The following is a 12,461-nucleotide window of genomic DNA, read 5'->3' as shown; positions in this document are numbered from 1 at the left end:
CACACATGCGCTGGCCCGACCTCCCCCCGCTGAACACCCTGCTCCCCTTCGAGGCGACCGTGCGGCACGCGAGCATGACCCGTGCCGCCCAGGAGCTCCACGTCACCCACGGCGCGGTCAGCCGGCAGATCCAGAACCTGGAGAAGGCCCTGGGCACCCCGCTCTTCGAGCGCGGGACCCGGGTGCTCCACCCCACTCCGCAGGCGCGCCGGCTGGCGGCCGCCGTCCGTGACGCGCTCGACCGACTCGACACGGCGGCGCGTGAGGTCTCACGGCGGGAACGGGGCGGCCCGCTGGCGCTGTCCTGCGAGCCCACGCTGCTGATGCGCTGGCTGATCCCGCGGCTCCCCGACCTGGCGGCGCGGGTGCCGGGACTCACCGTGCACCTGTCGGCGGGCGGCGGGCCGGTCTCCTTCGACGGGGACACCGTCGACGTGGCCCTGCGCCGGGACGACTTCCCCGTGCCCGGCCAGGTGAGCCGGACGCCGCTCTTCCTGGAGCGGATCGGCCCCGTGTGCAGCCCGGAGCTGGCCGAACGGATCACCGGGGCCCAGGGCTTCGCCGGTGTGACGATCCTGCACGCGGCCACACGCCCGGGTGCGTGGGACGACTGGCAGCGGCTCACCCGCCGGCGGGTCGAGGGCGCCGCGCAGCAGACCTTCGAGCACTTCTACCTGGCGCTCCAGGCCGCGGTCGCGGGCGTCGGCGTCGCGATCGGCCCGTACGCGCTGGTCCACGACGACCTCGTCAACGGCCAACTGGTGGCACCGTTCGGCCTCATGGCCGACGGCACCGGGTACCACCTGCTCAGCCCACGGCCACCTGAGCAGGACGACCGGGTCGCCCTGCTCCTCGGATGGCTGCGTGATCAGGCGGGTGAGCTCTGACGCACCCCGCGGAGGCGGACGTCTCCACGCGTGGGGCATGCAGCACGCCCGTCCGAACCGGCGGGTCCGCCTGCCCGCCGACCCGCCACCTCACCATCCGCCCGCTCACCATCCGCTCGCGCACCGACCCGCCACCCGCCCGCTCACCGTCCGCTCGCGCACCGACCCGCCGCCCATCCGCTCGCCACCCCGCAGCTCACCGTCCGCCCACCCACCCTCCGACGAAGCGAGCCGCCTCCTCGCCCTCCAGGCGGCCATCCGGCACGCGGCGGCCGAAGGCGACCAGGAGCAGGTCCTGCGCGGAGCCGGCGAGGTCGGAACCGGTCCCGAAGGACCAGTCCAGGTCGACCGCCCGCAGCCTGACCCCCTTGAGGTCAGCTCCGAAGAAGCGCGCCCCCCCGGGGGCCGACCTGCGCCAGCACCGTGCGGAGGCGGTCCTCCGGGACGCGCCGGTCCAGGCCGAGGGCGGTCGTGATGTCGAGACCGTGGACCACATCGTGGGCGAGCGCCATCGGGTACCCACCGAAGGGCGGCGGTGCTGCCGTACGCCCGGGCGGCGCTGGCGGCCGCCGACGCGGTGCGGGAGACGTTGGCCGACTTCACGGGCTTGCTGCGCGGCCGGGTGACGTTTGGACTCGTCTCGTGCGGCACCGGCCACGCCTTCGACGTGGCGGGCCTGCTGGCCGGCTTCCACACGGCCCACCCCGCGGTGGAGATCGCGCTGACCGAGGACACCTCTGCGCGGATGCTGGCCGCCGTGCGGGCCGGTGAGCTGGACATCGCGCTCGTCGGCCTCGCGGAGCCCGACCCTCCGGCAGGGCTGTCACTGCGCCTGGTGATCGACGAACCGTTGGTCGCGGCCGTCGCCGCGGACGATCCGCTGGCCGCCGGGAGCGGCCCTCTGCCCGTGGCGGCGCTGCGCGACCGGCGGCTGATCTGCCTGCCGCGCGGAACCGGGGTGCGCGGGGTGCTGGAGCGGATCTGCGCGGGGGCCGGCTTCAGCCCTCAGGTGGCCTTCGAGGCGGCGGCGCCGCAGCTGCCGGCGCAGCTGGCCGCGCGCGGGCTCGGGGTCGCGGTGGTCCCCGCCCTGTCCGAGGCGGCGGCCGCGGCGTTCGGACTGCGGACGCGCCCGCTCGACGAGCCGCGCGCACGGGGCCGGGTCACGCTGGCCTGGCGGACGGAGGGACCGGCCTCGCCCGCCGCCCGGGCGCTGCTGGACGTACTGCGCGACGCCCTGCCCGTACCCGCCGATCCGCACCCGATGTGATCCGGCGATCGCCCCGGCGAACTCTCCGCCCCTCCCCCGTCCACGCCCCGCCGCGCCCTCCGATCGAGCCGAGGATCCGGCTCGGAGTCCCCGGCCGGAGCGGAGGGGCCTGGCCATCGGAGGCGGTGAGCTGGCAGGATCGCGCCATGCTCGCCTCCCTCTCCCGTGCCACCCGCCGCCGCGCCCTCCAGGTCTCGGCCGCGGTTCTGGTGGTCTGCGGGCTGCTGGTGTGGTGGCTGGTTCCTTTCGGTACTCCGGCGCCGAGCGGCAGCGTCACATTCAGTACGGGCGTGCCCAGCGGGGTCTACGAGCGGTACGGGAAGCTGCTGCAGCAGGCTCTCGCCCGTGATCTTCCGGACGTCTCGATAGCCCTGAAGGACAGCGAGGGCTCGCAGCAGAACCTCGCGCGCGTGGCCACCGGCGAAGCCGACTTCACGATCGCCACGGCCGACGCGGTGGCGCACTACCAGCGGGACCGGAAGCCCGGCTTCGACCGGCTGCGCGGCTGTGCCCGGCTCTACGACGACTACGTCCAGCTCGTCGTCCCCAAGGGTTCCGCCGTGCAGTCCGTGGCCGATCTGCGCGGGCTGAGGGTCGGCGTCGGACAGCAGGGGTCGGGCGTGCGGCTGATCGCCGAGCGGGTGCTCGCGGCGGGCGGGCTGCTCGACCGCGACATCAAGCCCGTCTCGGCGGGCATCGACACGATGCCGGAGCTGCTGGAGCGCAAGCGCTTGGACGCCTTCTTCTGGTCGGGCGGTCTGCCCACGTCGGCCGTGCAGACGCTCTCCGAGCGTCTTCCGGTCCGGCTGGTCTCGCTGGACGCGGCCCTGATGGCCAATCTCCACGACGTCGGCGAGTCGAACCGCCACTACCGCTCCGCGGTGATCCCGGCGGACGCCTACGGCAAGGCGCAGGACGGGCAGCAGGTGGAGACGCTGGCGGTGGCGAACCTCCTCGTGACCACGGACGACGCCGACCCGGCCCTCGTCGAGGGCTTCACGCGTACGGTGATCGGCAGCCGTGACCGGATCGGCAACCAGGTGCACCCGGCCCAGCTGGTGGACCTCCGCACGGCGATCTACACCGATCCGCTGACGCTCCACGAGGGCGCGCGGCGCTACTACCGGTCCGTGAAGCCCTAAGGGGCAAGACACCCCTTAGCCCCTGAGGGCACCCGCACGTGCGGCCCACCCGTCCGCCCGACCCCGCTGCCCCTCAGCGCCCCTGCGGCGCCGTCCTCGGCACGGTGACCGTCACGCGCAGCCCGTGCGGCTCGTTCGGCGCGAAGCCGATGGAGCCGCCGCCCGCGGCCAGCAGCGTCCGGCAGATGGACAGGCCCAGGCCGGACCCGTTGACGTTCTGGTGGCGGCCGCTGCGCCAGAAGCGGTCGCCGACCCGGTCGAGCTCCTCCCGGGTGAGCCCCGGGCCGCCGTCCGCGACCACGATCGTGCAGGTCTCGGCGCCGAGGGACACGGCCAGGGTGACCTGCTCGCCGACCGGGGTGAACTTCAGCGCGTTGTCGACGACCGCGTCGAGGACGCTGGAGAAGGCCACCGGGTCCACCCAGGCGGCCGCCGCCCGGACCTCGCCGCTCAGCCGGACACCCTTCTCCTCGGCGAGCGGGCGCCAGGCGGCGATCCGCTCGGACGCCATGGCGCCGATGTCGGTGAGCCGCAGATCGGCGTCGGCGTGCTCGGCGAGGGCCAGGTCCAGCAGGTCGTCGAGGACCTGCGCGAGCCGCTTTCCCTCGGTGCGGACGGAGGCGATCTCCTCGTTGCCCTCGGGGAGTTCGAGCGCGAGCAGCTCGATGCGCAGCAGCAATGCGGACAGCGGGTTGCGCAGCTGGTGGGAGGCGTCCGCGACGAACGCCCGCTGCTGCTCCAGGACGTCCTCGACGTTGTCGGCCATCTCGTTGAACGAATGCGCCAGGCGGCGCAGTTCGGGCGGGCCGCCGGCCGCGGCGACGCGGGACTTCATGCGGCCGGTGGCGATGTCGTGGGTGACCGCGTCCAGTACGCGCACGGGACGCAGCACCCAGCCGGTGAGCCGGAACGCCGCGCCGACGGCGAGCAGCATCGCGGCGAACTCACCGGCGACGATGATCAGCCAGCCGCGCAGGATCTGCGAACGCAGCTGTCCGGTGGGCGAGTCGGTGACGACGACGGCGACGACGTCGCCGTCGCGCACCACCGGGGAGGCGATGGTGAGCCGGGCCTCGTCCTGCCAGGGCCAGACCTGCGGTGGATCGTGGCTGCGGCGGCCGAGCAGTGCCTCCTGGAAGGCCCGGCGGCCTTCCCCTTGGTAGGGGACGACCCAGTCCTCGGGTGCGGCGGCCATGGACCGGTTGTTGCGGTAGAAGATGCCGGTACGGATGCCGTACACGTCGTGGTAGCTGGCCAGTTCACCGCCCAGGGTGGCACGGCGCTCGTCGAGCCCGGGGTCGGTCTCGCGGACGAACTGGGCGAGGGCGGCGAAGCGCGCCGCGTCGTCGAGCCGGTCGACGACCACGCGCTGCTGCTCGGAGGCGGCGAGGCTGGCGGCCAGCGGGAAGCCGAGAGCGAGCAGCACCCCGGCCATGAGGACGATGAGCAGCGGAAGCAGGCGGGTGCGCACGAAGTGGTCCGGAGGGGTCAGGCGGCCGGGGCGACCAGGCGGTAGCCGACGCCTCGCACGGTCTCGATCAGCGCGGGCATCCGCAGCTTGGAGCGCAGCGAGGCGACGTGCACCTCCAGGGTGCGGCCGGTCCCCTCCCAGCTGGTGCGCCAGACCTCGCTGATGATCTGCTCGCGGCGGAAGACGACACCGGGCCGCTGGGCGAGGAGCGCGAGCAGGTCGAACTCCTTGCGCGTCAGCTGGACGGGAGCGCCTTCGACGCTGACGCGCCGGGTGGGCAGCTCGATGGTGACGGCGCCGAGCCGCAGGGCGGCCTCGTCGCCGGCGGAGCCGGCCTCGTCGCCGTTCGCGGTGCGCCGGCTGACGGCGTGGATCCGGGCCAGCAGTTCGCCGGTGTCGTAGGGCTTGACCACGTAGTCGTCGGCACCGAGGTTGAGGCCGTGTATGCGCGAGCGGACGTCGGCACGCGCCGTCACCATGATCACCGGAGTGCTGGTGAGCTTCCGGATGCGGCCGCAGACCTGGTAGCCGTCCTGGTCGGGCAGACCGAGGTCGAGCAGGATCACCCCGTACGAGGGACGCTCGCCGTGCGCGGCGGGCAGGACCGCCTGGAGCGCCTCCTCGCCGTTGCGGGCGTGCGTGACGGTGAAGCCGTGCTTCGCGAGCACCGCGGACAGGGCCGCGGCGACGTGGTCGTCGTCCTCGACGAGCAGCAGTCTCATGACCCTCCTCCGTAACTCGGTGATCTCGTGGTGGATCCCTGTCTACCAGCAGGGCACCTTGGCATGAACGCCGATCAGCGGCATCTCCGTCAAGTGTCCCCCTGGCGCGCCCGGGTTTCCGTTATGGAGCCGGTACGCCGTGCACCGTCCCCTTCACCCAGTGTGTCCGGTTGCGGCCGGATCGTTATCCTCAATTTCCGCTCAGATGTGATGACGCTCGTCGCACCGGGTGCCTAGTGTCCTTGCCAACCGAGGAGGACGGAGCTAGAAGCCGATGAGCGGAGTGTCAGTGACCAAGGGCTCGGAAGACGCCGTACCGGCGGCGGCGGGCGACCTGGTCGTGCTGTCCAACGTGAACAAGCACTTCGGCGCGCTGCATGTGCTCCAGGACATCGACATGACCATCGCCCGTGGCGAGGTCGTGGTCGTCATCGGGCCCTCCGGGTCCGGCAAGTCCACGTTGTGCCGCACCATCAACCGGCTGGAGACGATCGACTCCGGCACCATCACGATCGACGACCGGCCGCTGCCCCAGGAGGGCAGGGAGCTGGCGCGGCTGCGCGCCGACGTCGGCATGGTCTTCCAGTCCTTCAATCTCTTCGCGCACAAGACCGTGCTCGAGAACGTCATGCTGGGCCAGGTCAAGGTCCGCAAGACGGAGAAGAAGGCGGCCGAGGCCAAGGCCCGCACGCTGCTCGACCGGGTGGGTGTCGGCACCCAGGCGGACAAGTACCCCGCGCAGCTCTCCGGCGGACAGCAGCAACGTGTCGCCATCGCGAGGGCGTTGGCGATGGACCCGAAGGTCATGCTCTTCGACGAGCCGACCTCGGCGCTGGACCCCGAGATGATCAACGAGGTCCTTGAGGTCATGCAGCAGCTGGCCCGCGACGGGATGACGATGGTCGTCGTCACCCACGAGATGGGCTTCGCCCGTTCCGCGGCCAACCGCGTGGTGTTCATGGCGGACGGGAAGATCGTCGAACAGGCCACGCCCGACGAGTTCTTCAACAACCCGCGCAGCGACCGTGCCAAGGACTTCCTGTCGAAAATCCTGCACCACTGACGGCGCCTTCCCGCATGCTTCACCCTGCCGATCAACAACCCACGACCCAAGGGATGTTCACCATGAAGCTCCGCAAGACCGCGGCCGTCGCCGTCGCCGTGCTCGCCCTGACCGCGACCGCGTGTGGTGGCAAGGAGGGCTCCGCCGGCGACAAGCCCGCCGTGAAGCCCGGCGACAAGACCGCGCCCCAGCTGCCCACGTACACCGTCGCCACCGACGTGAAGCTGGAGTCGCCGGTCTTCAAGGAGGCCCAGAAGCGCGGCAAGCTGATCCTCGGTTCCAAGGCCGACCAGCCGTACCTCGGCTTCGAGGACCAGGCCACCAAGGAGCGGTCCGGCTTCGACATCGAGATCGCCAAGATGATCGCGGCCGAGCTCGGTTTCAGCGCGGACAAGATCGAGTGGAAGACCGTCGACTCCAAGCTCCGTGAGACGGCGATCTCCACCGGCCAGGTCGACTACTACGTCGGTACCTACACGATCAACGACAAGCGCAAGGCGCTCGTCGGCTTCGCGGGCCCGTACTACAAGGCCGGCGCCGACCTCCTGGTCCGCAAGGACGAGACCGCGATCACCGGTCCGGACACCCTCAAGGGCAAGAAGGTCTGCTCGATCACGGGCTCCACCCCGCTGCAGGAGATCAAGAAGCCCGAGTACGGCGCCCAGACCGTCGAGCTCGGCAAGTACTCGGACTGCGTGCAGCAGCTCGTCACCAAGCAGGTCGACGCCGTCACCACGGACGACTCGATCCTCAAGGGCTACGCCGCCGCCAACGCCGGCAAGCTCAAGGTCGTCGGCAAGCCGTTCACCGAGGAGCCCTACGGCATCGGCATGAACAAGGACGACAAGGTCCTGCGCGACAAGATCAACGACATCCTGGACGCGCGCATCAAGGACGGCACGTACAAGAAGATCTACGAGGCCACCCTCGGCCTCTCCGGCTCCGCGTACACCGAGCCGCCGGCGATCAACCGCTACTGATCCTCAGGTGAGACGAGCGCCCCGTACCGCTGTGCGGGGCGCCGCTCCCCCTGCCCGCACGCCTTGCCCGTAAGCCTTGGCACGCCTCGACCGTAGGACGCCGACCGCCGACGCGGAGACCTCATGAACGTACTGCTCGACCATTTCCCGGAGTTCCGCGACGGCTTCATCGGAACCGTGTCGATCACCGCCGTCAGCTCGGTCATCGCGCTGCTCCTCGGCGTCGTCGTCGCCGGCTTCCGGGTGTCGCCCGTGCCGCCGCTGCGCTACTTCGGCACCCTCTGGGTCACGCTGCTGCGCAACACTCCCCTGACCCTGCTCTTCCTCATCTCGCTCTTCGTGGTCCCGGAGATCCTCTTCCCGGGGATGAGCCCCTTCGTGCTCGGCTCGCTCGCGCTGGGCTTCTACACCTCCGCGTTCGTCTGCGAGGCCGTCCGCTCCGGCATCAGCACGGTGCCGCTCGGCCAGGCCGAGGCCGCCCGTTCGCTCGGCATGACCTTCGCGCAGACGCTGCGGATGATCGTCCTGCCGCAGGCCACGCGGACCGTCCTGCCGCCGCTGAGCTCGATCTTCATCGCGCTCACCAAGAACTCGGCCATCGCCGGCGCCTTCAGCGTCACCGAACTCTTCGGCTGGCAGACGCTGATGAGCGAACAGGGCTACGCCATCGCCCCGATCTTCGTCTGGGTGGCCGCCGCGTACCTGGTCATCACGTTCACCATCAGCGGGATCTTCCGACTCCTGGAGCGCCGCATGGAGGTCGCCCGATGAGTGCCAGCGTTCTCTACGACACCCCCGGCCCCAAGGCGCGCGTCCGCAACCGGATCCTCGCCGTGCTGGGCAGCGTCGCCATCGTCGCCCTGATCGCCGTCAGCGTCGTCCGGCTGAACGAGAAGGGGCACCTCGCCCCCGAGATGTGGGACATCTTCAACTACGCGGGCATCCGGCAGAACATCGCCGACGCGGTGCTCGCCACGCTGAAGGCCTTCGGTCTCGCCGCCGTCGGCTCCCTCGTCCTCGGCGTGCTGCTGGCCGTGGCCCGGCTCTCCGACCACGCACCGATCCGCGTGGTGGCCACCGGCTTCATCGAGGTCTTCCGCTCGATCCCGCTGCTGATCACGATCTACGCCGTCTGGGTCGGCTTCCTCACCGACTACTCGATGTGGGCGCTGGCGCTGGGCCTGTCCATCTACAACGGCTGCGTCCAGGCCGAGGTGCTGCGTGCCGGCGTCAACGCGGTGCCCAAGGGCCAGCGGGAGGCCGCGTACGCCCTGGGCATGAGCAAGACCCAGGTGATGACGACCGTCCTGATGCCGCAGGCGGTCCGGGCGATGCTTCCCACGATCATCAGCCAGCTGGTGGTCACCCTGAAGGACACCTCGCTGGGCTTCGTGATCCTCTACCCGGAGCTGCTCCAGACGGCCCGGCTGATCGCGTCCAACACACAGGTCAACGGGCAGTACCCGTACGTCTCCACGATCGTCGTCATCGGCACGATCTACATCGCGATGTGTCTCGCGCTCTCCGCCCTCGCCACCTGGATCGAGAAGCGGGGCCGCCGGGCCAAGACCGGGATCGCCGTCTCCGAGGCCGGCGTCACGACGCTCGCGGGTGCCAGCGAAGCCGTGCAGATTCCCTCCCAGCCGGGCGAAGCCCCGGCCGACGAGCCTGGCATCACGAAGAACTGACAGTATGTGACATCATCCGGGGGCAGTGGCGGTCGCCGCTGCCCCCGTCACTTGACGCACGCACCCGCAGTGGGTTGCATACGTTCTGTGACCATGCACCGGGCTCGCGCCACACTTCGCTGTGCTTCCCGCATGACCGAACGGCCTTCAGGAGCCACGCCGTGGACCCGGTGATCATCGTCGGCGCGGGGCCCGTGGGCCTCGCGCTCTCCCTTGCCCTGGCAGCCCAGGGCGTCCCCAGCGTCGTACTCGACGAGGGCCCGGGCAAGGAGGAACCGCGTCCGGCGCGTTCCGTCGTACTGCGCGAGGACATGGCGGCGATGGTGGAGCGGCTCGGCTGCGCCACGCTGCGTGACGAAGGGGTCCGCTGGGTCGGCTGGCGTTCCCTGCGACGCAAGCAACAGATGCGGCACATCGCACTGAACCTCGGGCTGCGCGGCGACGAGAGCGCGGTCGCGGGCCCGCCCGCTCCGCTGCACATCCCTCAGCACGCCCTCGCGCGCGGCCTGCGGGCCGCGATCGCCGGACAGGAACTCGTCCAGCTCGTCACCGAGGCGCGTCTCGACATGATCGAGCAGGACGCCGGCGGCATCACCGCACACACCCGCGGACCCGGCGCGACCTGGTGGCGCGGCAGCCACCTGGTGGGCTGCGACGGCGCCCGCTCCACCGTGCGCAAGCTGCTCGGCATCCGCTTCCCGGGGCGGACGGCGGTGGAACGCCACGCGGTGGCCGCACTGCGCACCGAACTCCCCTGGCCCGGCGAGGCACTGCTGCACCGTCAGCCGCCGTGGCGGGGCGGCGGCGACGAGATCGCGGCCCGGCCGCTGCCCGACGGCATCTGGCGGATCGACTGGCTGCTCCCGCCACGCGGCGACCTGGTCACCCCCGACGCCCTCGTCAGCCGGATCCGCGACACCCTCGCCGGCTGGTGCGACGGTGCGACGCCGCCGTACGAGCTGATCGACACCGGGGTCCACACGCTGCACCACCGGCTGGCCAGGCGCTGGCGGGTGGACCGGGTCTTCCTCGCGGGCGACGCCGCGCACCTGCTCGGCGCGGTCGGCACCCAGGGACTCGACGAGGGACTGCGGGACGCGGACAACCTCGCCTGGAAACTCGCCCACGCCTGGCACCACGGCGGCTCGGACACCCTGCTCGACAGCTACCAGAGCGAACGGCGCGCCGCCGTCGCCTCGCGGCTGCGGGCCGCCGACCAGTCGCTGCCCGTGCTGCGCGGCGGCGGGGGCCTGCGGACGTACATCCCCGGCGGTACCCGCGGCCACGACACCCTGCTGACCGACGGCCACCTGGGGCGCGGCCCGCTGGGCGCGCCCCCCGCATACCCGCACTCCCCCCTCGCGCCTCCGGACGCCGTGACGCAGACGCCGGTGGCCACGAGCGCGGGCGCCCCGGTCGAGGACGTCCGGGTGACGGCTCCGGACGGCACGACGGTCCGGCTCCGGGACCGGCTGGGGCAGGGACGGTTCCTGGTGGTGCTCGTCGCACCCGGCACCGGCGTGTGGGACCGGCGGCACTGGATGAGCGCGGGCGTGATGCCGCGGCTCGCGGAGGCCGTCCGGGCGCTGCCCGCGCGGGCGGAGCTGCTGGTGACCGAGGCCTACCCGGGGGCGGCGGCGCACGCCGTGCTCCTGGTGCGGCCGGACGGGCACCTGGTCGCGGCCTTCTCCGGGGTGCGGCCCGAGGAGCTGTACGCGGCGACGGACGCGGCCCGCGGCGGCGCGGTCACGGGGTCCGGGGACCCGGGACCGGTGGCCGCGGCCGAGGGAACCGGAACGCCCGGGCCGGGAGCGGGGGCGGCGGGAGCCGAGAAGGCGGGAGCCGGGGCCGGGCCGGTGTCCGGCGCACGGTCCGGGAAGGCCGCCGGGCGGGGCTCCCGGCCGGGGCCGACGTCGGGAACGAGGGACCGCACCGCGGACGTCAATTGACCGTCACGGGCGCTCATGGTGTACTCCGGAGCGTGACCGACACCGATGTGCGCCTGTGGCGGAGGGTCCATATGGACCTCGTCCGCTACGCGGGCTGCGTGTGTCGCCCGTCCTGCTGAATTCGCCCTTCCCTCGCGCGCTCCGCCACGCCGTCGTCGGCTCGTCGGCGGCACCGCGCGCCTCTCCCGCGAACTTCCAGGACGGTCCTCCGTGTCCCAGCACGTCTCCGTGTCCGCGCACGCCTCCGTGGTCCCGCACGCCGCCGAGCCCTCCCCTGTCGCCACCGAACCCACCGCCGCCGACCTCCTCGACTTCGTCCGCCGCACGGCGGCGGACACCACGTTGATCGACTCGCTGCCCCTCGATCCGGAGGGCCGCACCTGGGTGCGGCTCGACGGACCCGGCGGCAGCGAGGCCTGGCTGATCGGCTGGCCGCCCGGCACCGGCACCGGCTGGCACGACCACGCCGAGTCGCACGGCGCCTTCACCACCGCTCGCGGCGCGCTGAAGGAGAACTCGCTGGCGGTGCGCCTGCCCGCGAGCGGCTGGAAGACCCTGGAACTGGCCGACGACGTCGACCGGCGGCGTGAACTGACGGCCGGCAAGGGGCGCGCGTTCGGCCGGCACCACGTGCACGAGGTGCTCAACGAGTCCCGCGACACCCACGCCGTGTCGGTGCACGCGTACTATCCGCCGCTCCCGCTGATCCGGCGCTTCAGCCGCTCGGGCGCGGTACTCCGTCTGGAGCAGGTCGAGCGACCGGAGGACTGGCAGTGAGCGACGAACGCGTGGGCATCGACGAGCTGTTGGAGCGGGTCAGGTCCGGCCTGGACCGGATCGGGGCCCGTGAGGCGCACAAGGAGTACGAGGCGGGTGACGCGCTCCTGGTCGACACCCGCTACGCGGCGCTGCGCGAGAGGGACGGACTGATCCCGGGCGCGCTGATCGTGGAACGCAACGAGCTGGAGTGGCGGCTCGACCCGCTCGGCAGCCACCGCGCCCCGGAGGCGGACAGTCACGACCTGCGGGTGGTGGTCTTCTGCAACGAGGGCTACGCGTCCTCGCTGGCCGCCGCCTCGCTGCGGCAGCTGGGCCTGCACCGGGCGACGGACGTGATCGGCGGCTTCCAGGCATGGAAGGCGGCGGGCCTGCCGGTCCTGCTGCCCCGGGCGAACCGGGAGTAGCTCCGCCGGCACGGTCACGGGAGCGGGGTCGGGGCCGCGGCCGGAGTCGGCGAGGGCGCACGGGTCCGGGGTGCCGGGGGGGCAGGTCGGTTCCGCTTCGGAGCCGAC

The 12,461-nt window shown here is 72.2% G+C and carries 14 protein-coding genes; 11 read left to right on the top strand and 3 right to left on the bottom strand.

All coding sequences use genetic code 11. The annotated features are described in order from the left end of the window. Positions 1-5: 5 nt before the first annotated feature. Positions 6-887: a LysR substrate-binding domain-containing protein gene (locus ACGFZF_RS13435; RefSeq protein ID WP_393553819.1), complete on the top strand. Its 882-nt coding sequence runs from the start codon at positions 6-8 to the stop codon at positions 885-887. A 374-nt stretch (positions 888-1,261) separates the two neighbouring features. Here the strand turns inward: ACGFZF_RS13435 and ACGFZF_RS13430 are convergent, their stop codons facing one another. Then, the gene (locus ACGFZF_RS13430) at positions 1,262-1,399 is read right to left on the bottom strand and encodes a hypothetical protein (protein ID WP_393553817.1); all 138 of its coding nucleotides are present in this window, start codon (positions 1,397-1,399) and stop codon (positions 1,262-1,264) included. A 23-nt stretch (positions 1,400-1,422) separates the two neighbouring features. Between ACGFZF_RS13430 and ACGFZF_RS13425 the strand changes: the two genes are divergently transcribed. Further along, entirely contained in the window at positions 1,423-2,154 is a 732-nt protein-coding gene (locus ACGFZF_RS13425; protein WP_393553815.1) for a LysR substrate-binding domain-containing protein, read from the top strand. 146 nt (positions 2,155-2,300) lie between these two features. Further along, a complete protein-coding gene (locus ACGFZF_RS13420) occupies positions 2,301-3,296 on the top strand; it encodes a TAXI family TRAP transporter solute-binding subunit (protein WP_393553813.1) in 996 nt (331 codons plus the stop codon). Positions 3,297-3,369: 73 nt separating this feature from the next. Here the strand turns inward: ACGFZF_RS13420 and ACGFZF_RS13415 are convergent, their stop codons facing one another. Next, complete coding sequence (locus ACGFZF_RS13415) at positions 3,370-4,767, bottom strand: ATP-binding protein (RefSeq protein WP_393553811.1); 1,398 nt, start codon at positions 4,765-4,767, stop codon at positions 3,370-3,372. 17 nt (positions 4,768-4,784) lie between these two features. Beyond that, complete coding sequence (locus tag ACGFZF_RS13410) at positions 4,785-5,489, bottom strand: response regulator transcription factor (protein WP_356604295.1); 705 nt, start codon at positions 5,487-5,489, stop codon at positions 4,785-4,787. Positions 5,490-5,763: 274 nt separating this feature from the next. On the opposite strand from ACGFZF_RS13410, the gene ACGFZF_RS13405 reads away from it, so the two are divergent. The 8 genes from ACGFZF_RS13405 (at position 5,764) to ACGFZF_RS13370 (ending at position 12,353) form a co-directional block, all read left to right on the top strand. After that, positions 5,764-6,552: an amino acid ABC transporter ATP-binding protein gene (locus ACGFZF_RS13405; protein ID WP_393553810.1), complete on the top strand. Its 789-nt coding sequence runs from the start codon at positions 5,764-5,766 to the stop codon at positions 6,550-6,552. A 62-nt stretch (positions 6,553-6,614) separates the two neighbouring features. After that, positions 6,615-7,532 (top strand): glutamate ABC transporter substrate-binding protein, encoded by a 918-nt coding sequence (locus ACGFZF_RS13400; RefSeq protein WP_147976702.1) that lies wholly within the window; start codon positions 6,615-6,617, stop codon positions 7,530-7,532. Between the two features lie 123 nt (positions 7,533-7,655). Then, complete coding sequence (locus tag ACGFZF_RS13395) at positions 7,656-8,303, top strand: amino acid ABC transporter permease (protein ID WP_147976701.1); 648 nt, start codon at positions 7,656-7,658, stop codon at positions 8,301-8,303. Continuing rightward, positions 8,300-9,220 carry an amino acid ABC transporter permease gene (locus ACGFZF_RS13390; RefSeq protein WP_393553808.1) on the top strand — a complete coding sequence of 307 codons (921 nt, stop codon included), beginning with the start codon at positions 8,300-8,302 and terminating at the stop codon, positions 9,218-9,220. Before ACGFZF_RS13395 ends, ACGFZF_RS13390 begins: the two co-directional genes overlap by 4 nt. A gap of 161 nt (positions 9,221-9,381) precedes the next feature. After that, on the top strand, positions 9,382-11,169 hold the full coding sequence (locus ACGFZF_RS13385; protein WP_393553806.1) for an FAD-dependent monooxygenase: 1,788 nt from the start codon (positions 9,382-9,384) through the stop codon (positions 11,167-11,169). Positions 11,170-11,201: 32 nt separating this feature from the next. After that, on the top strand, positions 11,202-11,288 hold the full coding sequence (locus ACGFZF_RS13380) for a putative leader peptide (protein WP_311605579.1): 87 nt from the start codon (positions 11,202-11,204) through the stop codon (positions 11,286-11,288). 109 nt (positions 11,289-11,397) lie between these two features. Further along, positions 11,398-11,946, top strand: coding sequence for a cysteine dioxygenase (locus ACGFZF_RS13375; RefSeq protein WP_393554225.1), 549 nt, complete (start codon positions 11,398-11,400; stop codon positions 11,944-11,946). Then, complete coding sequence (locus ACGFZF_RS13370; RefSeq protein WP_393553804.1) at positions 11,943-12,353, top strand: rhodanese-like domain-containing protein; 411 nt, start codon at positions 11,943-11,945, stop codon at positions 12,351-12,353. The genes ACGFZF_RS13375 and ACGFZF_RS13370 overlap by 4 nt, the downstream gene beginning before the upstream one ends. The last annotated feature ends 108 nt before the right edge of the window (positions 12,354-12,461 follow it).

Source organism: Streptomyces sp. NPDC048338, assembly GCF_043201055.1.
Taxonomy (GTDB): domain Bacteria; phylum Actinomycetota; class Actinomycetes; order Streptomycetales; family Streptomycetaceae; genus Streptomyces.
Note: the sequence above shows the minus strand (reverse complement) of the source record. Positions and strands in the feature narration are given on the sequence as shown.